General features: G+C 57.5%; 21 protein-coding genes and 3 tRNA genes. 2 read left to right on the forward strand and 22 right to left on the reverse strand.

The annotated features are described in order from the left end of the window. Nucleotides 1-9 precede the first annotated feature (9 nt). Complete coding sequence (locus AC1AWD_RS04820) at nt 10-681, forward strand: O-methyltransferase (protein ID WP_476564154.1); 672 nt, start codon at nt 10-12, stop codon at nt 679-681. A gap of 96 nt (nt 682-777) precedes the next feature. Here AC1AWD_RS04820 and AC1AWD_RS04825 read toward each other — a convergent pair whose 3' ends face one another. From AC1AWD_RS04825 to AC1AWD_RS04915, 19 genes are all read right to left on the reverse strand, one after another. After that, nucleotides 778-1,563, reverse strand: coding sequence for an LOG family protein (locus AC1AWD_RS04825; RefSeq protein ID WP_476564156.1), 786 nt, complete (start codon nt 1,561-1,563; stop codon nt 778-780). Beyond that, nucleotides 1,544-2,938, reverse strand: a complete 1,395-nt coding sequence (locus tag AC1AWD_RS04830) for a Na+/H+ antiporter NhaA (RefSeq protein WP_476564157.1) — start codon at nt 2,936-2,938, stop codon at nt 1,544-1,546. Before AC1AWD_RS04830 ends, AC1AWD_RS04825 begins: the two co-directional genes overlap by 20 nt. 187 nt (nt 2,939-3,125) lie before the next feature. Continuing rightward, on the reverse strand, nt 3,126-4,310 hold the full coding sequence (locus tag AC1AWD_RS04835) for a MalY/PatB family protein (protein ID WP_476564159.1): 1,185 nt from the start codon (nt 4,308-4,310) through the stop codon (nt 3,126-3,128). A 183-nt stretch (nt 4,311-4,493) separates the two neighbouring features. Continuing rightward, nucleotides 4,494-4,567: transfer RNA gene (locus tag AC1AWD_RS04840), tRNA-Arg, on the reverse strand. Between the two features lie 48 nt (nt 4,568-4,615). Continuing rightward, nucleotides 4,616-4,689, reverse strand: a tRNA-Arg gene (locus AC1AWD_RS04845). Between the two features lie 52 nt (nt 4,690-4,741). Beyond that, nucleotides 4,742-4,815: transfer RNA gene (locus AC1AWD_RS04850), tRNA-Arg, on the reverse strand. A gap of 191 nt (nt 4,816-5,006) precedes the next feature. Then, nucleotides 5,007-6,338: an ATP-dependent Clp protease ATP-binding subunit ClpX gene (gene clpX, locus AC1AWD_RS04855; RefSeq protein WP_476564161.1), complete on the reverse strand. Its 1,332-nt coding sequence runs from the start codon at nt 6,336-6,338 to the stop codon at nt 5,007-5,009. A 116-nt stretch (nt 6,339-6,454) separates the two neighbouring features. Further along, nucleotides 6,455-7,156 carry an ATP-dependent Clp protease proteolytic subunit gene (locus AC1AWD_RS04860; protein ID WP_476564162.1) on the reverse strand — a complete coding sequence of 234 codons (702 nt, stop codon included), beginning with the start codon at nt 7,154-7,156 and terminating at the stop codon, nt 6,455-6,457. A gap of 1 nt (nt 7,157) precedes the next feature. Further along, nucleotides 7,158-7,781, reverse strand: a complete 624-nt coding sequence (locus AC1AWD_RS04865) for an ATP-dependent Clp protease proteolytic subunit (protein WP_476564163.1) — start codon at nt 7,779-7,781, stop codon at nt 7,158-7,160. A 19-nt stretch (nt 7,782-7,800) separates the two neighbouring features. Continuing rightward, a complete protein-coding gene (locus AC1AWD_RS04870; RefSeq protein ID WP_476564164.1) occupies nt 7,801-9,192 on the reverse strand; it encodes a chloride channel protein in 1,392 nt (463 codons plus the stop codon). A gap of 154 nt (nt 9,193-9,346) precedes the next feature. Continuing rightward, nucleotides 9,347-10,726, reverse strand: coding sequence for a trigger factor (gene tig, locus AC1AWD_RS04875; protein WP_476564165.1), 1,380 nt, complete (start codon nt 10,724-10,726; stop codon nt 9,347-9,349). Between the two features lie 54 nt (nt 10,727-10,780). Beyond that, the gene (locus AC1AWD_RS04880; RefSeq protein WP_476564166.1) at nt 10,781-12,061 is read right to left on the reverse strand and encodes an HRDC domain-containing protein; all 1,281 of its coding nucleotides are present in this window, start codon (nt 12,059-12,061) and stop codon (nt 10,781-10,783) included. Then, nucleotides 12,054-12,701, reverse strand: coding sequence for a DUF3000 family protein (locus AC1AWD_RS04885; protein ID WP_476564168.1), 648 nt, complete (start codon nt 12,699-12,701; stop codon nt 12,054-12,056). The genes AC1AWD_RS04880 and AC1AWD_RS04885 overlap by 8 nt, the downstream gene beginning before the upstream one ends. A gap of 128 nt (nt 12,702-12,829) precedes the next feature. Then, nucleotides 12,830-13,711 carry a pyruvate formate-lyase-activating protein gene (pflA, locus tag AC1AWD_RS04890; protein ID WP_476564600.1) on the reverse strand — a complete coding sequence of 294 codons (882 nt, stop codon included), beginning with the start codon at nt 13,709-13,711 and terminating at the stop codon, nt 12,830-12,832. Between the two features lie 255 nt (nt 13,712-13,966). After that, nucleotides 13,967-16,342, reverse strand: a complete 2,376-nt coding sequence (pflB, locus tag AC1AWD_RS04895; RefSeq protein ID WP_476564170.1) for a formate C-acetyltransferase — start codon at nt 16,340-16,342, stop codon at nt 13,967-13,969. Between the two features lie 179 nt (nt 16,343-16,521). After that, nucleotides 16,522-18,219 (reverse strand): NAD+ synthase, encoded by a 1,698-nt coding sequence (locus AC1AWD_RS04900; RefSeq protein ID WP_476564171.1) that lies wholly within the window; start codon nt 18,217-18,219, stop codon nt 16,522-16,524. Nucleotides 18,220-18,248: 29 nt separating this feature from the next. Beyond that, nucleotides 18,249-18,848 carry a methionine ABC transporter permease gene (locus AC1AWD_RS04905; protein ID WP_476564602.1) on the reverse strand — a complete coding sequence of 200 codons (600 nt, stop codon included), beginning with the start codon at nt 18,846-18,848 and terminating at the stop codon, nt 18,249-18,251. A 186-nt stretch (nt 18,849-19,034) separates the two neighbouring features. Further along, complete coding sequence (locus AC1AWD_RS04910; RefSeq protein WP_476564173.1) at nt 19,035-20,273, reverse strand: methionine ABC transporter ATP-binding protein; 1,239 nt, start codon at nt 20,271-20,273, stop codon at nt 19,035-19,037. 124 nt (nt 20,274-20,397) lie between these two features. After that, nucleotides 20,398-21,354 (reverse strand): MetQ/NlpA family ABC transporter substrate-binding protein, encoded by a 957-nt coding sequence (locus tag AC1AWD_RS04915; protein WP_476564174.1) that lies wholly within the window; start codon nt 21,352-21,354, stop codon nt 20,398-20,400. Nucleotides 21,355-21,567: 213 nt separating this feature from the next. Here AC1AWD_RS04915 and AC1AWD_RS04920 point away from each other — a divergent pair, with 213 nt between their 5' ends. Next, a complete protein-coding gene (locus AC1AWD_RS04920; RefSeq protein WP_476564176.1) occupies nt 21,568-22,371 on the forward strand; it encodes a Cof-type HAD-IIB family hydrolase in 804 nt (267 codons plus the stop codon). 461 nt (nt 22,372-22,832) lie between these two features. On the opposite strand, the gene pcp is transcribed toward AC1AWD_RS04920, so the two are convergent. The 3 genes from pcp to AC1AWD_RS04935 are packed head-to-tail and all read right to left on the reverse strand — an operon-like array spanning nt 22,833 to nt 25,186. Further along, the gene (gene pcp, locus AC1AWD_RS04925) at nt 22,833-23,480 is read right to left on the reverse strand and encodes a pyroglutamyl-peptidase I (protein ID WP_476564604.1); all 648 of its coding nucleotides are present in this window, start codon (nt 23,478-23,480) and stop codon (nt 22,833-22,835) included. Between the two features lie 48 nt (nt 23,481-23,528). After that, nucleotides 23,529-24,473, reverse strand: a complete 945-nt coding sequence (locus AC1AWD_RS04930) for a DUF979 domain-containing protein (protein ID WP_476564178.1) — start codon at nt 24,471-24,473, stop codon at nt 23,529-23,531. A 5-nt stretch (nt 24,474-24,478) separates the two neighbouring features. Next, entirely contained in the window at nt 24,479-25,186 is a 708-nt protein-coding gene (locus AC1AWD_RS04935) for a 5-oxoproline transporter, DUF969 family subunit (protein WP_476564180.1), read from the reverse strand. Nucleotides 25,187-25,372: the final 186 nt, after the last annotated feature.

The following is a 25,372-nucleotide window of genomic DNA, read 5'->3' on the forward strand; positions in this document are numbered from 1 at the left end:
GTGACGATTATGGATATGACTTCATACACCACCAGAGCGCAGGCTTGGGAATATATTGAAGATCGTGCGTTCGCACGTCAGTCACCCCTGGTTCAGGAAGTACGCGCTTGGGCCGAGGAATCCGGCATTCCGCAGGGCCCCGCCGCGCAAGGCGAACTGCTGCGTGCTTTCGTACATATCACGTCTGCCACGTCGGTCATCTCCGTCGGCACGGGTTCGGTTATCGAAATCCTGCAGATGATTGAAGGCATGGAAGGCAACGGACAACTTACCGCCGTGGATTCCTCAGCGCAGGGCATCGCATTGGTGCGCCGATTGTTCGCCCGACTATCCGATGAAACGCAGACGTCGTTGCGTGCGGTCAATGCGAATCCCGGAGTGTTCCTGCCACGTTTGAACGGCGGAGTCTACGATCTGATCGTCGTAGGCGGCGATGCTTCCAATTATGATGCGACTTTCGTGCAGGCGCATCGCCTGTTGAAGCCTCACGGACTCATCGCGTTCACCGATGTGCTCGCATTCGATTCCGCCAACACCAATGGTGGCGTCCTCAATCCTGCCGATCGCAGCGATAAGGCCGTCGCCATGCGCAATCTGATTAATGTCGTGCAAGAGGATGAACGTTTCATCACCACATTGACGCCGTCCGGATCGGGATTGCTGATTGCGGTGAAGCGCTGATTCGCGACGTTACGCACAATATTGTGATCATGATTGAGGCCTGCAGGCGTCCCCGCTTGCAGGCCTCACGTATATGAGGCGACCGTAATGATCGCATCAGGTGTTCCGCTGCGCCAGGATGCCGCCGATCACGATCGAGGCGGCTTCGTCCGGATCATCCGTAACGGTCACCAAATCAGGGTCCCACTGCGAAATCATGCCGCGTTCAAGCAGCGGCCCTTCAATCCAATCCAATAATCCCTGCCAATATGGCGTACCAAACAGCACAATCGGCATCGACGTCACCTTATGCGTCTGCACCAACGTCAGCAGTTCGAACATTTCATCCAATGTACCGAAACCACCCGGGCAGACGATCACACCGGAGGCGTATTTGACGAACATGGTTTTACGCACGAAGAAATAACGGAAATTCATGCCCAGATTCACCCACTGGTTAATGCCCTGCTCGTGCGGCAGTTCAATGCCCAATCCGACCGATTTGCCTCCGGCCAAGGCCGCTCCCTTGTTCGCGGCCTCCATAATGCCGGGGCCTCCACCTGTGATAACCGCAATGCCATTAGTCGCAATCAGCTCGCCCATGCGACATGCGGCCTCATATGCGGGCTCTCCCGGCTTGGTGCGTGCCGAACCGAATATGGTGACGGCCGGGCCCAACTCCGCCAAGGCGCCGAAGCCATCGACGAATTCCGCCTGAATGCGCAGCACACGCCACGGATCCATATGCAGCCAGTCGGTCGACTGATCGGATTGCAGCAGATTACCGGTGGTGTTGTCTTTTGGAATCATCTGCCCGCGCATGATGACAGGACCACGCTGGTAGGTTTGGCCCAGCGGGGAAGAATGATTGGCGTTGGAAGTGCTAGCGTCGTTCGTTTCCATGATGCTTCCTTCCGTGAATAATCTGGCTGAATGCGATGCTGCCATCGTCAAGCACCGATTCGGTTTCGACATCATTATCCGACGACTGGTCGTCGGCATGGACTTGTTGCGCCTGCAAGGCGGCCTCACGCTCATACTTCTTGGATTGGCGGTTCAACAGCACGCCGGAGACGGCCGCGGCGATCAACGATGCCAGCAGAACGCCGAAACGGCTTTCCGCCGACAATTCCGGATCATCATAAGCCAACGAGGCCACCAGGAAGGCCACGGTGAATCCGATGCCGCACGCGCAGGCTGCGGGGAACATATCGCGTACACGCAGGCCCTTCGGCATTTTCAGTCTTCCGATATGCGTGGAGATCCAAGCCGTGATCATAATGCCTGACGGCTTGCCGACCACCAGAGCCACAATCAACGCAATCACAATCGGAGAGACGAACAATGCGGGCGTGATCGATTCGAAATGCACGCCTGTGGCGAACAGGGCGAAAATCGGCAACGCCAGCAGAGCGGAGAACGGCTGCAACTTGGATGCATACCGTTCCGCGCGAGGCGATTCCTCTCCGTACACTTCGCGCGCAGGAGTCAGCAAGCCGACCAGTACTCCGGCCAAAGTCGGATGCACGCCGGCTTCAAACATCATCACCCATGCCAGGATGCCTACAATGCCGACCGCAACCCAAGGAACACGCTGTCGGCGCACCAACACCGCCCAGACCGCCGCGCAAGCGGCGATGCCGATAAACCAGTACCACGCGTTCACCGACGAGAAGAACACGGCAATCAAAATAATCGCCAATAAATCGTCGACGGTGGCCAAGGTCATCAAAAACGCGCGAATCGACCCCGGCAAAGCCTTCGCAAACAAGGCGAGCACCGCCAGCGAAAACGCGATATCCGTCGCCGTGGGCACCGCCCACCCCTGCGCGGCATCAGTGAACGGTACGACTTCGCCCGAAGCGATGATGATATTGTCCAATCCGCCGGCGCCGAACTGCGCATACAGCATGACGACAAGGGTGAACAGAATCGGCGGCATCACCATGCCACCGACGGCGCACAGCATCGGCACTGCGGCGGCCTTGGGATTGGCCAGCGAACCGGTGGTGAGCTCCTGTTTCAAATCAAGGCCGACGGTAAGGAAGAACACCGTCAGCAGGCCGTCCTGTGCCCAATGCCCGACCGGCAGATCGATATTGGTATGCGGAATGCCGATATGGGTTTCCGCAATCGTTTCAAACAAGTAAGCGGTCATCGGCAGATTGGCAAGAATCAGACCAGTCAAAGCGAAACCGAGCATGATCAGACCGGAGATTCGATCGGATGCCGCAATACGTCGTATCGTCGCCCATATCCCACGCCTGTTCTTGCCCATACGCGCTCCCCCTGTTAATCATGACGGCCGAATCATGCGAGCCGAATCAGGTCGGCGACAATCCACGCTGCCATGTCACGGCCATATCATGACATAATTCATATCAATATGCCCGCCGTCTTGCGACGACGGGCCGCATAAACCGGTTTCCATTGTATCCAATGGCATACCGGCCAGTCAGCGAAAATCAGACGCGGGCTTCCAATGCTTCGCCCATACGATCGAGCACTTCAGTCAGAATCGACTTCGGGCAGGCGAGGTTGACACGTTCAAAACCTGCACCGGCATCGCCGAACATCACACCCTCATCGAAATAGACACGGACTTCATTGCGCATGAAGTCACGCAACGCGTCCGTATCAGCGAAGCCAAGGCCACGGCAATCCAACCATGCCAAATAGGTGCCTTCAGGCTCGACCAGGCGCACGCCCGGCGTTTTTTCAGCGAAATCACGCAGCAGTGCGAGATTGCCGGACAGCACATCCATCAATTCGTCCAGCCAGGATTCGGCTTCATCGTATGCGGCCTGGCAGGCGACAAGGCCGAAATGGCTGACGGTAAGTCCCGCGATGTTTTCGGCGGCGATTTCAAACGCCTGCTTCAACTTCGGATTGGCGGTAATCACGTTCGAGCACAGCAGACCGGCCAGATTGAAGGTTTTTGTCGGAGCGGTGAATTCAAAGCAGTGATTCGCGTACTTCTCTCCCAATGTGCCGAACATCGTCACCGGATGGCCCGGATAGAAGAAGTCTGCATGGATTTCATCGGCCAGAACGATTACGTCGTTGTCGATGCAGATGTCGCCGAGACGACGGAGCTCGTCCTCCGTCCACACACGTCCCACCGGATTATGCGGATTGCACACCATGATGGCAGTGCATCGCGGATCTGCGGCTTTACGCTCCAAATCGTCGAAATCCATCATGTAACGGCCGTTGTCGTCCATGCGCAGTTGATTGTTGAGAATCGTCAGACCGTTATGCTCGGCCGCGGCCGTGAACGGGTAATACACAGGCCCTTGGATGATGACCTTGTCTCCCGGACGGGTGACCGCACGCAACGCTGTATTGACGGCCGGCATCACGCCGTCGGACAGCGTCACCCATTCGGGCTTGATATCGAAGCCGTGACGACGATGCATCCAAGACACCAAGGCGTCGAAATAGGCGTCCGGAGCATAATCGTAGCCGAAGATATCGTGTTGTGCGGAGGTCACCAGCGCATCGACGATTTGCGGAGCCGGCTTGAACTCCATATCCGCCACGGACATGGCAATGACATCATCATTACCCGGCCCCATCTCGTCTTCGATCATGTGCCATTTTGCCGATGTGGTTCCACGGCGTTCGACAACGGATTGGAAATCGTACACTTTCCGACTCTCCTCAATACAGATAGGCGAATAAACCGTGCTTATGATACGTCGGTTCTGCCGGCAGGCAGCATCGACGATCATTTGAACGGCTGGTATGGGAGAGCATACAGAACGGAGCGGAAAACAAAAAAACCTCCAACGCTTTCGCGGGAGGATTTCCAAAGATGCTTTACAGCGAAGTGCGCGAGACAGGATTCGAACCTGCGACCTGCTGATCCGTAGTCAGCTGCTCTAATCCGCTGGGCTACTCGCGCAATCCATCATGATGATATGGCCGAGGCCACATTCGCTATAATGGCGAGTGCGCGAGACAGGATTCGAACCTGCGACCTGCTGATCCGTAGTCAGCTGCTCTAATCCGCTGGGCTACTCGCGCAATCCACTGCACGCGGCGATATCGAAACCGATATCAGCCACACCGTGGTGAGTGCGCGAGACAGGATTCGAACCTGCGACCTGCTGATCCGTAGTCAGCTGCTCTAATCCGCTGGGCTACTCGCGCATGTTGCCTTGTTTCAAGCAACTCGAATAAGATACATCCATTCTTGGAATAGCACAAATCGGCGTGTCGCGCCCGTACGAAACATCGCCAATCAGCACAGAACACGGCATCGTTTCCCGTACAACCACTGCCCGACTCCAGCGATGGCAGCCATGTCAGACGGCCCTGTTCTATGCGGTTTTCATTTCACCTCACGCCCTGAGCCGCCTCGGTATCTCCTCTGTCACCGACCGCAGCAGCTTCGGCGTTCCCGTTCCCAGCACCGACGCCCCGTCGACGATAACCTGCGACACATCATCCATGTTGGGAAGACGGAACATCGTCTCTTCCAATGTTTTTTCGATAATCGAACGCAAACCGCGCGCGCCAGTCCCCTGTTCAATCGACGTATGCGCAATGGCGGCAATCGCATCATCCGTAAACGTCAGATTCACGCCGTCAACTGCAAGCAGCTTCTGATACTGTTTAAGCAGCGAATTTTCCGGCTTCGTCAAAATGGCGGCCAGATCGGGCTCCTCAAGTTCGCGCAGCACACTGACCACCGGCAGACGCCCGATGAATTCCGGCAGCAGGCCGTAATCGACCAGATCGTCGGCATTGACTTGCGCCAGCAATTCCTCATGCGGTACTTCGTGATTGTGCCAAGCGGCACCGAAACCGCTTTCTCGCGCGCCCAGACGCTGCGCGATGATGTCGGTAAGACCCACGAATGCGCCGCCGCAGATGAACAGGATTCCTCGTGTGTCAATCTGCACGATTTCCTGTTCATGATGTTTTTTCTCGCCTTCCACCGGCACGGATGCGATAGTGCCTTCCAGAATCTTCAACAGTGCCTGTTGAACGCCTTCACCTGACACGTCTCTGGTAATTGACGCGTTTTCACCACTTTTACGCGCGATTTTATCTATTTCGTCAATATAGATGATGCCTTGCTGCGCGCGTTCGACATCGCCGTTTGCGGCCTGCAGCAGACGTTGCAATACGGTTTCGACGTCGTCGCCGACGTATCCGGCTTCCGTCAGCGTGGTCGCGTCGGTGATGACGAAGGGAACGTTCATGACTTTGGCCAATGTCTGCGCCAGATATGTTTTGCCGACACCCGTAGGGCCAAGCAGCAGAATATTCGATTTCGCGACCTGCACGTCCGCCAGAGGATCTGCGGATCGCGCGATGGTCTTTCGCGCGGATTGATTGGTTTTGAACACATTGGCTGATTCGCGCATTTCCATGCCGACACGCTTGTAGTGGTTGTACACGGCAACCGACAGCGTGCGCTTGGCGGCGTCCTGCCCGACGATAAAACGATTCAGATATTCATTGATCTGCATTGGTTTGGGCAGTTGCGCCGCTTGCACCTGAGCGTCCTGCTCATATTCCTCAGATATGATGTCGACACATAATGCGATGCATTCATCGCAAATGGCCGCTCCCGAACCGGTTACCAGTTTTCGCACTTGATGTTCGGCTTTTCCGCAGAATGTGCACCTGGGCATGTCGTCGCCATAGCTCACCACGCGTCCCATCATGCCCCTTTCGCTAAAGAATCGTGTCATATAACAATAACCCCTGGCGCGTTGCGTCAGGGGTATTCGAGTCAAGGTATCATGTGACATGTCATACGACGGATCATGGCACCGGCCTAGCTGCGATGTTCAAGGACCTCGTCCACGATGCCGTATTCCTTGGCCTCCGGAGCGGTCAGGAACGTGTCGACTTCAATGTCCTTGCGGATGCGTTCAACATCCTGGCCGGTGTGCTTGGCCAGCGTGTTTTCCAACCATTCGCGCATGCGCAGCATTTCCTTGGCTTGGATTTCGATTTCCGTGGCCTTGCCGAAACCCTGGTCGATGGCCGGCTGGTGAATGAGCACACGCGCGTTCGGCAGCATCAGACGCTTTCCCTTGGTGCCGGCGGCGAGCAGAATCGCGGCGGCGGACGCGGCCTGGCCGAGGCACACGGTCTGCACGTCCGGCTTGATGTACTGCATGGTGTCATAAATGGCGGTCATTGCCGTCATCGAACCGCCCGGGGAATTAATGTACATCATGACGTCACGGTTCGGGTCCTGGCTTTCCAACACGAGCAACTGCGCCATGATGTCGTCGGCGGAAGTGTCGTCCACCTGCACGCCCATGAAGATGATACGATCTTCGAACAGGCGGGTGTAGGGATCCTGACGCTTGTAGCCGTACGGCGTCTTCTCTTCGAACTGAGGCAGAATATAGCGGTTCTGCGGCGCGAATGCGGCTTCACGGGCGGCGGACGGCATGAAACCGACGATACCGGCCGGACCGGCCAGACGTTCGGCGCGGGCTACGAATTTCGCTTCTTCGCTTGCCATGTCATTCCCCCTTGTTTTCGCTCTGGATCGTATCCGGAGTGGAGACGATCTTGTCCACGAAGCCGTAGGCCAAAGCCTCGTCTGCGGTGAACCAATGATCGTATTCGTTATCGCGATAGATTTCCTCCACCGTGTGTCCGGTCTGCTGCGCGGTCAGTTCGGCCAATGTGCGCTTCATATCCATAATCAATTCAGCGTTGATGCGCACATCGGTGGTGGTGCCGCCAATGCCGCCGGACGGCTGGTGCATCAGCACACGCGCATGGGAGGTCAGATAACGCTTGCCCGGAGTGCCCGAGCTCAGCAGGAACTGGCCCATGGAAGCGCACATGCCAAGACCGACGGTTGCCACATCCGGTTCGATGAGCTGCATCGTGTCGTAAATGGCCATGCCGGCGGTGATGGAACCGCCAGGGGAATTGATGTACAGCCAGATGTCTTTTTTCGGATCTTCGGCGGCCAGCATTAGCATCTGCGCGCAGATGCGGTTGGCCATGTCATCCTTGACTTCCTCGCCCATCCAAATGATGCGGTCTTTGAGGAGCCTGTTGAAAATCGGGTCCACCATGGACGGGGCTTCGCCCTCGCCCATACGCGGTGAGGATGTCAGCAAATCTGCCACCATGTCTCCTTTTCACATTACGTTACGGTGCTACTTTACCCGTTTGAAGAGACGGGAACGCCCCTGGCGTCCGCTTTGCGCTCACTGCGTAGCATTCACTGCCGCAGTTCACCAACGTCCATCGCGAGGTCAGCGAGGAAATCGCGACGCCCATGCCGACAGGAACGAAGAAGGAAATCGGAGCGCCAGTCAGCTCCATAACCAGGCACATCGCCATCAGCGGTGCCTGCTGGGAAGCGGCCAATAGCGCGGCAGCGCCAATCAGCGCACAGGCCGCCAAGGAATCATTCGGAAAAGCGATTGTCCATACAATCCCGACCATTGCTCCCAATGTCGCGCCCAAAGCAATGCCGGGCTGCAATACGCCTCCCGAAGCGCCGGCACGCATGGTCAGCAAGGTGGCCGCCGCCTTCGCGATGAAGGTCAATGCCAAAATCGCCAATACCGTAAGCATGTCGACATCAACATCGAAACCGAGCAATGACCACGGCGACGAAGCGCCGTACCTCCCTGCGCTGAATCCAAGTTGGGCTGCGGCACGGCCATTGCCCATCACTTGCGGCACAGCGACCGCGATCAGGCCCGTAAGAACGCCGGCCAGCGGCATCATCCACAGCAAAGTCGTACCGGTCGCCTTATGCGCACCCGCCCATTGCGAACCTTTGCGGAAGCATGCGCCGGCAATACCGCAGCATATGCCGATGATCACGGCGAACAGCATCAGCGAAATGGTCGGATTCTGTTGGATTGACGCAATGTCGTAGAAGGTGTGACGGCCTTTCACGCCTGTGGCCACGCAGGCCGCAACCGCCGACATACCAAGTGCGAAAGCCGCTTTTTCCAACGTGATGTCGACCAGCAGCATTTCAATGGCAAAGAACATGCCGGCAAGCGGCGCATTGTAGACGCCGCCGAGGCCCGCACCAGCCGCGACGGCCACAATCATACGTCTGTCAGCTTGCGTGAATCCTGCACGCCGTTCGATATGGAACATTTCGCACAAACGCCCGGCCAGCATTGCGCCGAGTTCGCGCGGCGCGACTTCTCGCCCGATTGACGCTCCGGAGCCGACGATAAAAATCTGCAGTACGACGTGAGCGATGGTCTGCCACACAGGCATGCGATTGCCTTCGACCGCCTGTTTTACCGACGGCACTTTCGTGGTTTTGGTGCGTAGGAAATACCAGACCACACCGGCGATGGTCAGGCCAATCGTCACCGATAGCACGCGTCGAATCGTCGGCACGTCAAAAGGACCGGGAAAGGCGGCGTTCTCGACGTAGCCGAGCATAAGCTGTTCCACGCCATACAGAAGCAGGGTCAGTAATCCCGCACCGACACCGATCAGCACGCCAAGTATCAGCATCGCTGCGGCAAGGCCCAGCAGGCGACGCCAATTCATTTCCTGATGCATGATATTCCCTTCCCAAACAGTATGTGATTGCGTCAATGATCGGCCGCTATGGAGCCACCGTACGCATAACGTTCTCGTGCATAGTAAAAGGCTTGGAATCATTACGGTTCCAAGCCTTTTACTACAAGATTACGCTAATGCGAAATCGTCACGCTCACTCAGCGTCTTCAGCCGGAGCGTCCTCGGCCAGCTCATCGGCCACGGCTGCAGCGGCAGCGGCGGCTTCCATGCTTTCGGTTTCTTCGGATTCAGCTTCTTCACCGAGGAAAGCGCTCAGGTCCAGGGTTTCGCCTTCGGACTTGAACACGACGGCACGCATGCCGGCGAGCAGGCCCTTGGAACGGCCGACTTCCTGCACAGCGGAGCCAAGCTGGCCGTTGCGCATAATGGCCTGGATGAAGGCGTTCGGATCCATGCCGTACTGCTGGGCGATGGAAGCAAGGAAGTTGAACACGTCGGCCTGGGAGACCTTGACGTCCATCTTCTCAGCCAAAGCGTCGAGCACCATCTGGTCGCGCAGTTCCTTTTCGACGGTCTGCTCGGCCTCTTCCTTCTGCTCCTTGGTGGCCTTGGCCGGATCGGCGGTCACGTTCTTGAGCTGCTGCTCAACCATTTCAGCCTTGACACCCTTCGGAACCGGAATCTCCAGGCCTTCCTGCAGCTTGGCGATGAAGGCATCGCGCGCTTCGGTGGCCTGACGGCCTTCGGCGTCGCGGCCGCAAGCCTTGCGGATGTCTTCCTTCAGCTCGTCAAGGGTATCGAATTCGGAAGCGTCCTGAGCGAAGTCGTCGTCCAGCTCCGGCAGTTCCTCAGCCTTGACGGAGTTGACCTTGACCTTGATCAGGGCCTTTTCGCCAGCGTGGTCGCCGGCTTCAAGGGTGCCTTCGAAGGAGGTCTCTTCACCAGCGGACAGGCCTTCGAGAGCCTCATCCATGCCGTCGAGCATGGTGGCGGAGCCGAGTTCGTAGCTCACGCCTTCCTGGGAGTCAACGGTTTCGCCGTCGATTTCGGCGGTCAAGTCGATGTTGGCGAAATCGCCCTTGGCGGCCGGACGGTCCACGCCGACCAGGGTGCCGAAGCGCTGACGCAGGGATTCGAGACGCTTGTTCACGTCTTCGTCGGTGACTTCAGCCTTGGCAACTTCGATTTCCATGCCTTCAACGGCCGGCAGTTCGAAGTCCGGGCGGCGTTCGACGGTGGCGGTGAACTTCAGCTTGGTCTCGTCCTTAGCGGACTGCGGCACTTCCTGAACATCCAGCTCCGGCTGGGCCATCGGACGGATGGCCTTCTCTTCGATGGCCTTGGAATACAGCTCCGGGACGGCGTTGTTCACGGCCTCGCCGGCGACGGCGGCAAAGCCTATGCGCTGGTCGATGATCTTGCCGGGCACATGACCCTTACGGAAACCGGGGATGTTAACCTGCTTGGCGATTTCCTTGCGGGCCTCGTCGAGATACGGGTTCAACTCTTCCGGTTCGACGGTGACGGTGAGTTTCACCTTGGTCGGCTCGAGGTTCCTGACGCTGATTTTCACGCTTGCGCTCCTGAAAAAATACGGTTCTTCAACTTATCTGCCGTTAGGCAACCTCTACATGATAACGCGACTCACGGACGCTGCAATCAACGAGACCTGCCAATCACGTGCGCCCTGCTCTTTGAGGAATTTCGCCACGTCCTCATTACCGGCGCCATCCGACCAGCACAGGTTACGCAAATACTGCGGTTTGATGATCACATCGGCAGGTGTTCTGGTGTCGTCCGCAATCTGATTGATGACATCACGCACCCTTTGCAGACGCCTGTAGCGTTCGGGATGACGCTGCCATTGCTTCATGGAGCGGGGCGCGTGGCCTTGGCCGTCGGAAGAGTTCGGAGGCATCGTCGGCCACTTGCTGCGAGGCAGGGCCAACGCTTCCTGAATCGTATCCTTCCACACACGAGGCTTGATGGATCGCTGAATCGGCGCATACCGTTCGAACATCTTGTCTTGCGCGCCGCCGGTGTGAATGCGCACACGTTCGTTCAGACAACGCACCATGCGGAATTCGCGCGCATTGCGCGGACGAATCTGCGCGGCTTCGATAATCGAGGAATCAGCGAGCAGCAGGCTGGGCGCGATGTCATTGTCTTTCGCAAGTTCTTCCCGCTTTTCCCACAGTGCTTTGGCGACGGCCAAAGCACGCGGGTCCTTGCTGATCGTGGTGATTCGGGAAATACGCATCCACGGCACGGGGTGTTCCTTGCGCGGCCGCAATCCCTCCGCCAGAACATACGCGAATTCCTCTTCGGCCCACTCATCCTTGCCTTGGGCTTGTAGTTCATCGATAAGACGCTCTCTGAGTTCGGCCAGCAATTCCACATCCAGCGCCGCGTAATTGCGCCAATCACGCGGAAGAGGACGATACGACCAGTCAGCGGCCGAATGTTCCTTGGCCAAGGTCATACCGAGGAAATGCTCGGTCACCGCCGACAACCCGAAACGATGCAGGCCAAGCAAACGGGCCGCCACCTCAGTATCGAACAGCCTGCGCGGCTTGATGCCAAGATCGTAGAAGCCTGGAAGATCCTGCATCGCATCATGCAGAATCCATGTGGCGTCGCCCACGGCGTCATTGAATTCATCCCAATCAACGCCCTGCGCCGCCAATGCCTGCGGATCAATCAGTGCGATTCCCGCGCCCTCGCGCTTGAATTGCACCAACCAATCCTCATGCCCATACCGGAATCCTGACGCGCGCTCCGCGTCCGCGGCAACAGGGCCTCGTCCAGATGCCAGCGCTTCGCAATATGCGTGAAACTCATCCATCGAATCAATGACATCCGGAACGCCTTCACGCGGCTGCGCCAGCAGCTTGGGCTCATCATTCAACAGGACGATCCTCCTCGCAATTCACCGTGGATTTCAGAAAGGACGCCCATGCCGCCACTTGGGCACCGGCATCGCATTCCTCTCCATCTTCCTCGGCATAGTTTAGCGGAGTCCAAGACACGCGTATCTCACAGCCATCGTGAGGGCGGGCGGAAAAATCGCCGAACGGCGTGTTGCTGGTAAGCGTCACCGTGCCGGCCGGCTCGTCATCCGCCACATGAGTGATGTGTTTTCGCATCATCTTCCAGCATGTCGCAGGCGTAAGCATTTTTCGATCATGACCCTCTTTGGGAATCGACGCAAACGCCATGCAATACCATTTGCTACCTTTACGGAAACGCCGGTCGGCCGCATAGAGCACGGTCACCCAACCGGATGCCGCATATCGTGGACTGTCGCCATCTTCGACCACGTCCAATGCGACGGAAATGCCATGGTCAGCCGCGGAAACGGGAGCGGGAATCTCCTGATACATCACTCCGCGAAGCCGCTGCATTCGACGAATCGAACACACGGCATTCCAGAAATCATCCGGAAGCCCGTCAGGGCGTTCCGACGAACGGTCCGAAGTCGACGACGTTGCGCTTCGAACGGACTCCTCCCCCTGCATCCTTGCGGGGAATACAAAAATATCCGCCATAACCCAAGGCTAAGTCACGGCGGATTGTTTTGAGGTATTACACGCGTTGTTATCCTGCACGAAAAAGGCTTCCTCCACATACTGGACACAAATGCGGAAGAAGCCTTCTTTGCGACCTATGGGATTCGTCAGTACACGACGAAGCCGTGTGATTCGAACTGTTCCTTGACACGCTTGCGCATTTCAGCGGAAGGCCCCTTCTGATCCTCCAACGGATACGGGATGCGCAACTCGTGCCACTTCGGACGGCCAAGCTGATGGAAGCCCAATACATCGATATGTTCGACGGCCTCTCCGAAGGTTTCACAGATTTTCGCGACGTTTTCCACGTTCTCCTCGGAACTGGTCAATCCCGGCACAAGTACGAAACGCACCCAGATCTTTTTGCCCGCCTTCGCCAAGCGCTGACCGAATTCGATGGTCGGCGCCAGCACGCCGCCCGTCACCTTCGCGTAGGTTTCCTCATCACCGGATTTGACGTCAAGCAGGCACAAGTCAATATCTTCGATCATGTCATCCGTGTAATTCTTGTTCAGAAAGCCCGACGTGTCCAAACAGGTGTGCACGCCCATTTCCTTGGCGGCGCGGAATACGCGAGAGACAAAAGCGGGCTGCATCATGGATTCGCCACCGGAGAAGGTGATGCCGCCTTTGGTGGCTTTGAACAGGTCGGCGTAGCGGGCGACCTTGTCGATCATCGCCTGCAGGTACACCGGCCTTCCGTCACGCATTTTCCACGTGTCCGGGTTCTGGCAGTATTGGCAGCGCAACGGGCAGCCACTCATGAACACGGTCATGCGCGTGCCGGGGCCGTCGACGGAAGTGTTGATATCCCAGGAATGGACGAAACCGATATCACCTGTTTTCAATGCGTTGATGCGGTCGCGACGGTCAAGACCGATTGGCGATTCGAAGCCTGACAGACCACCCATCAGGGTCTGGCTGGCATATTCTTTCGACGCTTTGAGCATATGCGGTGTGGTTGTGCGGAATTGCCGGATTTCAGACATCATCGTCCCCCTTGAAGCAAACTGCCCATCTGATACAACTGCATTCGACCATAGCAAAACTTGCAGGAATCCGCGCCGTGACGCGCCTTAAGAAACTGTGATTTGCCTTACCCGTATGGCGGCGTCCATACGCTATCGTCGCTGCCGCATACAGCAAAACGAGGCGGAAATCCTCGCAAGGGTTTCCGCCTCGTTTGACGTGTTTCACAATGGCATGTCACTTATGCGACTGCCGATTGGTTCCATCGCCTTCGATCAGTCGCAGACAGCGCCCTGGTGGAAGGTACGGGAAATCACGTCGAGCTGCTGCTCCTTGGTGAGCTTGACGAAGTTCACCGCGTAGCCGGAGACGCGCACGGTCAGGTGCGGATACTTCTCCGGGTGCTCAACGGCATCCTCGAGCTGCTCCTTGCGCAGCACGTTGATGTTGGCATGATACAGGCCGTGGCCATTGCCGGCGTCCAGGATGCCGACCAGGTTGCCGATACGCTCGTCCTCATCGCGGCCCAGGCCATCAGGGGTGATGGTGTTGGTCAGCGAGATGCCGTCGAGAGCATCGTTGTAGTCGATCTTGCCGACGGAGAACATGGACGGCAGCATGCCGTGGGAATCCATGCCGTTCTCCGGATTGGCACCCGGAGCGTACGGGGTGCCCTTCTGGTGGCCGGACGGGAAGGAACCGGTGTTCTTGCCGTACTCGACGTTGGAGGTGATGGTCAGGATGGACTGGGTCGGAACGGCGCCACGGTAGACCGGCAGACGCTTGACCTGGCCCATGACGGTGGACACAACCCACTTGGCGATGTCGTCGGCACGATCGTCGTCATTGCCATACAGCGGGAATTCGCCTTCGGTGCGGTAGCCGACAACCAGATCGTCATCAGCACCTTCGACGTACTCGTACTCGTGGCCCGGCATATCCTTGGCATCCTTGTTGTAGATCGGATAGACCTTGGCGTACTTGCAGGCAGACAGGGAGTCGGCGGCGATGGACAGGCCGGACATACCGCAACCAAGGGTACGGTAGACTTCCTTGTCGTGCAGAGCCATTTCGATGGACTCGTATGCATACTTATCATGCATGTAGTGGATGATGTTCAGCGCCTGCACGTAGGTTTCGGACAGCCATTCGAGAGCCTTCTCGTAGTTGGCCTTGACCTTCTCGTAATCCAGGGAGCCGTCGGCCTCCGGAGTGATCGGGTCGATAACGCCCCTGTCGATGACCTGCATGCCGGTCATTTCATCACGACCGCCGTTGATGGCGTACAGCAGGGCCTTGGCGGAGTTCACACGAGCGGCGAAGAACTGCATCTGCTTGCCCACGCGCATCGGAGAGACACAGCATGCGATGGCGGCGTCATCGCCCCAGTGGGAGCGGATTTCCTTATCGGATTCGTACTGGATGGCCGAGGTGTCGATGGAGATCTTGGCGCAGAAACGCTTATAGCCTTCCGGCAGCTTCGGATCCCAGAAGATGGTGATGTTCGGCTCCGGGCCAGGTCCAAGGTGCTCAAGAGTCAGGGTATTGAGCAGACGGAACGAGGTCTTGGTGACCAGGGTACGGCCGTCATCGCCGAAGCCAGCGTCGGACCAGGTCGCCCAGTACGGATCGCCGGAGAAGATCGCGTCGTAATCCTTGGTACGCAGGAAGCGCACGATACGCAGCTTCATGACCAGGTTGTCGATGATTTCCTGAGCGTCGGTTTCGGTGATCTTACCGGCCTTGAGGTCACGCTCGAAGAAGATATCGAAGAAGGTGGAAACACGGCCGAAGGACATTGCGGCGCCGTCCTGGCTCTTGATGGACGCCAAGTAGCCCATGTAGGTCCACTGCACGGCTTCCTGAGCGGTCTGAGCAGGGCGGGACAGGTCCAAGCCATACTCGTTGCCGAGGTTGATCAGCTGCTTCAGGGCCTTGATCTGCTCGTCATGCTCTTCACGGAAGCGGATCCAGTGCTCGATCTCCGGTTCGGTGAAGTCGTTGCGGTACGGGATGGAATCCTTGTCGCGCTGCTTGAACTTGATCAGGGCGTTCACGCCGTACAGGGCGACACGACGGTAATCACCGATGATGCGGCCGCGGCCGTAGGCATCCGGCAGACCGGTAAGGATCTTGTTGTGGCGAGCGACCTTGATGCGCTTGGTGTACACGCCGAACACGCCGTCGTTGTGGGTCTTGCGGTAGGTGGTGAAGATCTTCTTGATCTCCGGATCCGGTTCCTTGCCGGCTTCCTTGATTGCCTGCTCAACCATACGCCAGCCGCCGTTCGGCATCATGGCGCGCTTGCACGGGACATCAGTCTGCAGGCCGACGATCACGTTATCGACATCGGCGGAATCGATGTAGCCAGCCGGGAAGGCATCAATGCCTGCCGGGGTGTGGGTATCCACATCGTAGACGCGCTGCTTGCGCTCGACCGCCAGATAATTGTCGTCCAGATACTTCCACAGGTGCTTGGTCTTGTCGGTAGCGTTGGCCAGGAAGGACTCGTCGCCCTCGTACGGGGTGTAGTTCTTCTGGATGAAGTCACGGACATCAATGTCCTTCTGCCAGTTGCCTTCAACAAAGCCTTCCCAAGCCTGAGCGTTCAGCTCTTCCTGGGAGACCGCGGTTGCATCAACTGCTGCCATTGTCCACTCCTTTAATCAGTGTTTCTTGACAACGCATCGTTACGCTGTCATTGATTGTTGATTCTAGTTACGGTTTTCTTACAACAAGCTGAAATGCCATGTGAGCTTCATCACATGGCATTTCACACAACGTTCAGCGCGTCCTTTTTGTTACGCGTTATATAACGTGACGAATCACGCTATTCGCGGAAGCCATTGGTCACCGGCAGACGACGATCTCGGCCAAACGCCAAGGCAGTGACCTTCGGTCCAAGCGGATATTGACGACGCTTCCATTCGGCGCGGTCGACCAAACGCATCACCGTATCAACCGTCTGCTCATCGAAACCGTCGGCCAACAGATCAGCGCGGCCATGCGCATGCTCGATATACGCGGCCAGCACCTTATCCAGCAGCTCATATTCCGGCAACGAATCCGAATCCTTCTGGCCAGGACGCAATTCCGCGCTCGGCGCCTTCTCAATCGAATTGACCGGAATCATCACACCATCCGTCAGAGCAACGCCGGCATCACCCTGCTCATTGCCGACAATGCGCAGACCGCCAATGCCGACGCCCGCGGCGGCGGCGCGATTGCGCCAACGGGACAGCTCCCACACACGCGTCTTCAGCAGATCCTTGATCGGCGCGTAGCCACCGACGGCATCGCCGTAAATCGTCGAATAACCGCAGGCAAGCTCGGACTTGTTGCCGGTCGCGACGGCCAGCAATCCCTTGGAATTCGAATACGCCATCACGATGACGCCACGAATACGCGCCTGCAGATTCTCCGCGGCCACGCCATCCAATTCCAGCTGATTCTGGAAGGAGACGAACAGTGGCTCGATCGGTTGCACGTCATAATGCGCGCCGATATTCGCAGCCAAATCGGCGGCATCGTCCTTCGAACCGTCAGAGGAATACATGCTCGGCATGGAAATGCCATACACGTTCTCACCGCCACAGGCGTCGGCCGCCATCGCGGCGACCAACGCGGAATCGATGCCGCCGGACAGGCCGAGGCATACGCCGCGGAATCCGTTCTTGGCCATGTAATCCTTCAAGCCAAGCACACAGGCCGTGTACACTTCCTCGTCCGGGTCGAGTTCAGGCTCGATATGTGAAGGCTTCTGGCGTTCGGCTTCCGTGTCGAAATCAAAGTATTCCAACGATTCCATGAACATCGGCGAACGTTCCAGCAAGGTGCCGTCACGATCGACGACGAAGCTGCCGCCGTCGAAGACCAGATCGTCCTGGCCGCCGACTTGGTTGAGGTAGATCAGCGGCGCGTTCACTTCGGCCGCACGGTGTTCCGCCAACTCACGGCGTACGCCGGTCTTGCCTTCCTCATATGGGGAGCCATTCATTGTGGCCAGCACGTCGATACCGCACTCGGCCAATTCGGCGACCGGACCGCCATCCTGCCAGATGTCTTCGCAGATCGCCACACCGACGCGTACGCCGTCGACGTCGAGGACCATGGAACGGTCTCCGGAAGAGAAGATACGAAATTCATCGAACACGCCGTAGTTGGGCAGGAAATGCTTGTCGTATCCGGCCCATACCACGCCGTCATGAAGCACGACAAGTCGATTGCGCGGGCGTCCGTCAGTGCGGTCGGTGCCGATGGTGCCGACCATCACATACAAGCCGCCGAGACCTTCGTCGGCAAGCTGTACGGCCAGCGCATCGGCCTTCTGCCATACGGCCTTGCGGAAGGTGCCGCGCAGGGCAAGATCTTCGATCGGATAACCGGTCAGCGTCATTTCCGGGAAAATAACGACCTGCGCATTGTTCTTTGCGGCGTCATGGCTGAAACGCATGACCTTGTCGACGTTGGCGTCAAGCGCGCCGACGCAGGTGTCGATTTGAGCGAGTGCGAAACGAATCTGAGTCATGGCTTCAATCTAGCACCGATTCGGTGCCTCTATCGGCGCGTCAGGCGGGCTGCAATCATATTGGCGAGCGCCTGCACGACCTGTACGAGCACGATCATGATGGCCACGGCCGCCCATGTGACAACGGGGTCGAATTTCTGATAGCCGTAGGCGATGGCGAAATTACCCAGTCCACCGCCTCCGATGTAGCCGGCCATGGCGGACATGTCGAGCACTCCGACAAACAGAAACGCGTAGGCGAGAATCAGCGGGCCGAGTGCTTCGGGAATCAGTACGGTGCGGATGATGGTGAACTTGGAGGCGCCCATGGATCGGGCCGCTTCGATCATGCCGGGGTCGACGGGGACGAGATTCTGTTCGACCAGTCGCGCCGTGGCCACCGTGCACATGACGCTCATCGGGAAGATGGCGGCGGTCGTACCAATGGAGGTTCCCGTCACCGCGATGGTCACCGGCTGCATGGCGGCAAGGAAAATGATGAACGGCACCGGGCGGATGATATTGATCAGCACGTCCAGAATTCGGTACACGACGGCGTTGGCGAACAGGTTGCCCGGGCGCGTGCCGTACAGGATGATGCCGAGTACAAGGCCGAGCACGCCGCCGGTGAGCATGGTGGTCGCCACCATACGCAGGGTTTGGCCGACGGATTCGATCAGCAGTGGCCCGAGCACGGTCCAGTCGCCTTGCAGGGTGAGTGCGATGGGAGTGCCGGCCGCGCCGGATACGCCGCCGGCAATATGCGCAGAGTCGGCAGCACCTGCACCGATCGCATGTGCGGCGATTTCAGAAAATGCAGTAATCGTCGTCATTGTTTATTCCTGTCCTTCATTCACGCTCATATCATCATCCGCGTATACGCCATCGTTCTTGTCAATCGCTGTTCCCGCCGCGGCAAGCGACACCGCCTTGTCGTATGGCACAGGATCTGCCGCCGTGCCGAAATCGGCGATATCGCTGTGTTTCGCCAATTCCCGCAGGAAATCGTCGACTTCCTGCTTCGATCCTGAAAATTCATAGGTGATCGCGCCCACCGCGGAGCCCTTCACTGTGTCGATGCCGCCATACAGCAGACTGCTGGCGATGCGATGCTTGGCGATCAGTTCGGAAATATTCTGGCCGGATGTTCCGGTGACGGCATTCGCATCAGCAGCGCCAACACCGCCGGCGACACCGATGCCGGTCGGCTTCTGCCTGACCAGCACGGTTACGATGCGGCCCTGCCATTGTTCATGCAACGCGTCAATTCGTTCAGGCTCCGGCAGCCCGTGCAGTGCGGTGCCGACGAAACGCTTGGTCACGTCATGCTGCGGTGCTGCGAATACGTCGTACGCGTCACCCGATTCGATGACACGGCCGTCGCTCATCACGGCGATACGGTCGGCAAAGCGCTGCACGACTTCCATCTGATGCGTGATCAGCACAATGGTGACGCCGAAATGACGGTTCACCTGCTTGAGCAAGGTCAGGACCTCGTTGGTGGTCTGCGGGTCGAGCGCGCTGGTCGCTTCGTCGGCGAGCAGGATCTTCGGACTGGTCGCCAATGCTCGCGCAATGCCCACACGCTGTTTCTGACCGCCGGAAAGCTGGCTCGGATATTTGTCGGCATGATCGCGGAGTCCTACGAAATCAAGTAATTCGCCGACACGACGCTCCTGAAAATCCTTACGCCAATGGTCGAGCTGCATCGGGTAGGCGACGTTCTGCGCCACCGTTTTCGACGAGAACAGATTGAATTGCTGGAAGATCATGCCGATGTCTCGTCGGATCGGACGCAGTTTCGCTTCGCTCAACACGCTCACTTCGGTGCCGAGCACGCGCACGCTGCCCGATGTGGGCTTTTCCAGCGCGTTGATCATGCGCACCAGTGTGGATTTGCCGGCACCGGAATGGCCGATGATGCCGAAAATCTCGCCTTCATTGATGGTGAGGCTCACGTCGTTGACGGCGTATGCCGGGCCGCTGCCGGCGTTTTTGCCGCCATTTCCCTGCTTTGCGCGCGGATATTGCTTGGTGACATGATCGAAAACGATGATGGGATTGTTGTCTGTCATATTGTCCGTTCGTTCTACCAATTGCGATTTATTATTTGCCGCTGTACGAATTTGCCGCGCTTGTAATCGTCGTACTACAGGTGGCTTCATACGCTGGCTTCTTTTCATGCGCGCGCTACCGCCGCTAGCCGCGCATATCGTTTTCGATATCGGCCAGATAGCCTTGCAATTCGTCCGCGGTGAAGCCCGTCGCCAGCACGGCCGTACCGGCGAACTGCTCCTGCAACTTGTCCAGCACCTGCTGCGTCTGATACAGCGATACCAGCTGGCGGTACAGTTCATTGTCGGCATCCGCCTTGCGTGTGACGAACACGTTGATGTACGGCCTCGCCTCTTCGGATTGCGCGTCGTCCTTGTAAATCGCGTCCTCGGGATCGATGCCGGCGTCCGCGATGTAGTCATTGTTGATGACGCCCGCGGCGATCTGCGGATCCTTCAACGCATTGGCGACCTGTTCCGCCTTCAACGCGACGACCTTGACTTTGGACGATTCCTCGTCGATATCCTGCGGTGTGACGAACGGATTCCATTCATCCTTCATTGTGACCAGTCCCGCCGCATTCAATACACCGATGGCGCGCGCCTGATTGGTTTCGTCGTTTGGAATGGCGACGGTTTTGCCGTATTCGATGGCATTGATGTCGTCATATTGTTCGGAGTACACGCTAAGCGGGTAAACGGCAGTCGCTCCGATCGGCTGCAGATCCTGATTGTTTTTCACGTTGTAATCAGCCAAATACAGCAGATGCTGGAATTGGTTGAGATCCAGCTCTCCGGTGGCGACGGCAGGATTTTCCGAGGTGTAATCCTGAAAATCGATGATGTCGACATGAATGCCGTTGTGTTCGGCGAGTTGTTTGAATTCGCCCCAGTGAGAATCGGTCGCTCCGACGACGCCGATTTTCACCGGATTCGCCGCGCTGCCTTTGACGGCGTCGCCTTTGGGAATCAGCCGATATCCGATGAACGAGACGACGACAAGCACCATCACCATAACCGTGATGACGATATTGCGCGCGGTGTGATTGACGCGCACCGGTTCCAAATCGTAATCGAACAGTTTGGGATCGCGGTTTTCCATGGGGATGGTCTCCTGTCGTCGTTGGGTGGCAAGCAGACGTAATCGTTTGCCGCGCCGGCGGCGCTTGCACCACGATACGGGAACGGACGGGCAAATTCCAGACGGATGGGGCTTTTGCTTATCGACGTTGCTTATATCGCGTATTCAATGCCGTTCCCCTGCTTGTTTCCTTGTTTTGCCGGCTCCGACTTGTCGTGGCGATATAGTGACGGTATGAGTACTCCGGATATCAAGGCCGCCTTTTTCGACATCGACGGCACGCTGACCAGCTTCACCACCCATGCGGTGCCTCAGTCCACCATCGATGCCCTGCACCAACTGCAGGCCAAAGGCATCAAGGTGTTCATCTGCACCGGCCGCGCCCCTAAATATATGAGCGTTGTTTTGGATACGATTCCCGTGCATTTCGACGGCGTCGTCGGTTTGAACGGACAGTGCTGTTTCGACGACAGCGGTTACTTCGAAGAGCATGCCATGCTCAAGGAGGACGTGCGCACACTGGTCGATTGGGCCGAAGCTCATCCGGACATCGTCGTGAATTTCTGCGAGGAAGATCACGTGTATTTCAATCACGTGAACGATGACATGCGCGCAACGTGGAAGAAGCTAGGCAAGACGGCGCCGAAGGTGGAAATCGACAATCCGCGCGAACGCCTTGACGATCATGATTTCTTCCAGGTCAGCCCGTATGTGACGCCGGAGGTAGAAGCGCAGATTGTAGCCTTGTGCAAGAACGTGAAAGGCGTGCGTTGGCATCCTGATTTCACCGATCTGATTCCGGCCGACGGCGGCAAGCCAGAAGGAATCAAACGCTTCATGAAGAAGTACGGCTGGACCGTCGACCAGATCATCGCCTTCGGCGACGGCGGCAATGATGCCGACATGCTCGCATTCGCAGGCATCGGCGTGGCCATGGGCAACGCCACCGAACCGGCGAAGGCCTCAGCCGATTACATCACCGACGATGTCGACCACGACGGCATTCTGAACGCCCTTAAGCACTTCAACGTGCTGTAAGGCGGTGAGCCGTTAACAGGCCCCAATATGGGCTGGGTTTTGAAAAAGCGACGCTGATTGACTCTCAGCGTCGCTTTTTCAAAACCTTATGTGGGAAGCCGGCCCGATAAAGAAAACAGGATCAGTTGGCGGTGGCGCCTTGGCCGAAGGCGACGCCCTCGTCACTTCAGCCGGCCCTAAGCACGCTATCCAGCTCCGCACGGCTCGTCGTCCACAAATGATCGTCCTGGTGTCGTACGCACGATAGACCGCCGGCGTCGCCGCCCCGTCGCCGACCGTCCCAGTCACAACGCAGACAGCCACAGCCAGTGAGCCAAATCTGTGGGTAAATTCTCTTTAGCATCTCGCTGAGCAGCCGTCAACAAGATGGTAAACGGATTTTACCTACAGATTTGACTCACTAAGAGATACGGGGCGGATGAGGGGCGTCGACTGGGCATAGCTGTCGCCGCAGTCATCGCTCAGTGGGTCTGGCCCATTGCCGTATCAGGGGCGGCATCGTCACGTACCGCCGCTTCGATCGCGTATTCCAGCGACTTCGCGATATCGGGCAACGGCATGAACGGCGTACCGTTCGGCTTATCGACCACCTGGCTCGTGGCGTACGGCACATGCATGAAGCCGCCGCGAACGCCCGGGAACTTGCGGTCAATCAGATACAGCAGGTGGTACATGATGCTGTTGCACACGAAGGTGCCCGCAGTGTAGGAGACGAATGCCGGCAGGCCGTGCTCGCGCACGTTCGCCACCATCGCCTTGACCGGGACGGAAGCGAAATAGGCGACGTCGCCATCCTCGCGAAGCGGTGTATCCAGCGGCTGCTCGCCGTCGTTATCAGGAATGCGTGCCTCGGCGAGATTGATCGCGATTTTCTCCACCGTCAACGCACTACGGCCGCCGGCCTGTCCGACGCAGATCACAATGTCCGGCTGCTCACGCCGCATCGCCTCTTCCAGCACAACGGCACTGCGCGTGAACACCGTCGGAATCTCCAGCTTCACAATCTGTGCACCGGCAATCTCATCCGGCAGCAATTTGACCGCTTCAAACGCAGGATTGACGGATTCCCCGCCGAACGGATCAAAACCCGTCACCAACACCTTGGTCATCATTCGACTCCTTCACACAAAATAGCGACTGCAAGCAGTCTAGACGATTCAGGATGCGACCAGCATATAGGCAATCTGCACGACGATCATCACAAACGCCGGCAGCACCTGATTCCTGATCACGCCCATACGATCCTTCATATCAAGCATCGCAACCGGCACGATATTGAAATTCGCCGCCATCGGCGTCAACAGGGTGCCGCAATAACCGCTGGTCAGCGCCAAAATGCCGACAACCGCAGGATCGGCGCCATAGGCCAATACAAACGGCGCGCCAATGCCCACCGTCATCACGGTGATCGCGGCGAAGGCGTTGCCCATCACCATGGTGAACAGCATCATGCCCAGAGCGAACACGATGATGCCGACGGTGATATTGCCCTTCGGAATCACCATGCCGACCAGGCCGGCGATCACATCGCCCACGCCGGCCGAAGTGAAAATCGCGCCAAGGCTGGCCAGCAGCATCGGCAGCATGCACAACGGTCCCATTGCAGACAGCAGACGCTCCGAATCGTCGAGGAACACGATCGGCTTGTTCGCATGATTGAGCAGGAACAGGATGACGGCCGACATCAGCACACCAACACAGCAGCCCGCAAGCGCACCCACATTCGGCGTCACCGCGCCGACAATCGCGAATACGCCAATGGCCAAAGCCGGGGCAAACACCTTCAAACCGATACGTTTGGCATTCGTTTCGACTTCCACCGCCGACGGCTCAGCAGAAGTGCCCTTGCTGACGCGACGAATGATGGCCGGCAGCACCATGACGATAACCAGCACGCCGACCGCAGCGTCGGGAATCCAACGACCAAACGCCATGACGACGCCCAAAGCCGCCCAGAACACGAACGTACCGTAACGGTGCGGATTCGTGGTGTCGCGTAGATTACGTACGCCTGCATACACGCTCATGAACCCCATGAACATGTAGAAGACTTCCATCATTTTGTCGCCGAGGGAAACCGATGCATCCATGAAAAACTGCATTGCGTTCACTCCCCTTCCACCGCGGTGGCCGGTTGCTTGACGTCGCCGTAATAGCGGCGGATCAGGCGTGCGTCTTTGATGATGTAATACACTGCAGTGACGGCCAATGCGATCAGGGCCATCGGAATTTCAATGATGGCGAGTCGCAGCAAGTCCACGTCATAGCCAAGGCCGGAGAGAGTGGATTGCACCAGCAGCGCGCCTGCAGTGCCGACGAATAGGACTTGGCCGAAGAAGTTCGCCACGTTTTCCATGCCCGATGCCATGCCTTTGATTTCTTCGACATGCTGCTCGTTCGGCGTATAGCCACACGCTTCAATGGCGCCGATTGCCATGGGGATGACGACGGGGCGCACGAAACCGGCGACGCCGCCGAAGGCCACGTTGAATGCCGCGAACACCAGACGCATCACGCCATACAATGCGATGATGACACCCGGAGTGACGCCTTTGACCTTACCGATCAGCGTTGCTGCGGCCTGTTTCAAACCGTTGCGTTCCAGCGTGCCCGTTACGAGCACGATGATGATGAACAGTGCGACGCTGCGATTGGAAACGAATGAGGATCCCAATGTTTCCAAGAAGCCGTCCACGCCGAGACCACCGACCAAAGCGGTTGCGATGGCCGCGGCGAAAATGATGAGGATTGAATCAAGCTTCAATACGAAACCGATAATGACAATCACGATGCCTATCAGCACCAAATATTCCATGGACTCCCTTTCCTGGCTCCATTCACGCGTTGCCTATGTGCCTTGCCGACACATGTTGTCTACTGGTACATGCCATCTGCACACGCACACACACATTTATGCATACATTTATACGAGGGAGTGCATATTTATGTTTTCTTGCATAACATAGCCGTCCTGGTCCCGAACATGTGGGAAAATCCGAAA

Source organism: Bifidobacterium sp. LH_512 (assembly GCF_056356435.1).

What these genes read in the sequence shown, in the direction of transcription:
- clpX (WP_476564161.1), bottom strand. Translation starts at nt 6,338, where the DNA reads ATGGGACGCGTGGTGAGCTATGGCGACGACATGCCCAGGTGCACATTC.
- AC1AWD_RS04860 (WP_476564162.1), bottom strand. Translation starts at nt 7,156, where the DNA reads ATGGCAAGCGAAGAAGCGAAATTCGTAGCCCGCGCCGAACGTCTGGCC.
- pcp (WP_476564604.1), bottom strand. Translation starts at nt 23,480, where the DNA reads ATGACCAAGGTGTTGGTGACGGGTTTTGATCCGTTCGGCGGGGAATCC.
- AC1AWD_RS04830 (WP_476564157.1), bottom strand. Translation starts at nt 2,938, where the DNA reads ATGGGCAAGAACAGGCGTGGGATATGGGCGACGATACGACGTATTGCG.
- AC1AWD_RS04900 (WP_476564171.1), bottom strand. Translation starts at nt 18,219, where the DNA reads ATGACTCAGATTCGTTTCGCACTCGCTCAAATCGACACCTGCGTCGGC.
- AC1AWD_RS04885 (WP_476564168.1), bottom strand. Translation starts at nt 12,701, where the DNA reads ATGGCGGATATTTTTGTATTCCCCGCAAGGATGCAGGGGGAGGAGTCC.
- AC1AWD_RS04935 (WP_476564180.1), bottom strand. Translation starts at nt 25,186, where the DNA reads ATGGAATATTTGGTGCTGATAGGCATCGTGATTGTCATTATCGGTTTC.
- AC1AWD_RS04920 (WP_476564176.1), top strand. Translation starts at nt 21,568, where the DNA reads ATGAGTACTCCGGATATCAAGGCCGCCTTTTTCGACATCGACGGCACG.
- AC1AWD_RS04825 (WP_476564156.1), bottom strand. Translation starts at nt 1,563, where the DNA reads ATGGAAACGAACGACGCTAGCACTTCCAACGCCAATCATTCTTCCCCG.
- AC1AWD_RS04870 (WP_476564164.1), bottom strand. Translation starts at nt 9,192, where the DNA reads ATGCATCAGGAAATGAATTGGCGTCGCCTGCTGGGCCTTGCCGCAGCG.
- AC1AWD_RS04905 (WP_476564602.1), bottom strand. Translation starts at nt 18,848, where the DNA reads ATGGTGGCGACCACCATGCTCACCGGCGGCGTGCTCGGCCTTGTACTC.
- AC1AWD_RS04930 (WP_476564178.1), bottom strand. Translation starts at nt 24,473, where the DNA reads ATGCAGTTTTTCATGGATGCATCGGTTTCCCTCGGCGACAAAATGATG.
- AC1AWD_RS04820 (WP_476564154.1), top strand. Translation starts at nt 10, where the DNA reads ATGGATATGACTTCATACACCACCAGAGCGCAGGCTTGGGAATATATT.
- pflB (WP_476564170.1), bottom strand. Translation starts at nt 16,342, where the DNA reads ATGGCAGCAGTTGATGCAACCGCGGTCTCCCAGGAAGAGCTGAACGCT.
- AC1AWD_RS04910 (WP_476564173.1), bottom strand. Translation starts at nt 20,273, where the DNA reads ATGACAGACAACAATCCCATCATCGTTTTCGATCATGTCACCAAGCAA.
- AC1AWD_RS04915 (WP_476564174.1), bottom strand. Translation starts at nt 21,354, where the DNA reads ATGGAAAACCGCGATCCCAAACTGTTCGATTACGATTTGGAACCGGTG.
- AC1AWD_RS04865 (WP_476564163.1), bottom strand. Translation starts at nt 7,781, where the DNA reads ATGGTGGCAGATTTGCTGACATCCTCACCGCGTATGGGCGAGGGCGAA.
- pflA (WP_476564600.1), bottom strand. Translation starts at nt 13,711, where the DNA reads ATGTCTGAAATCCGGCAATTCCGCACAACCACACCGCATATGCTCAAA.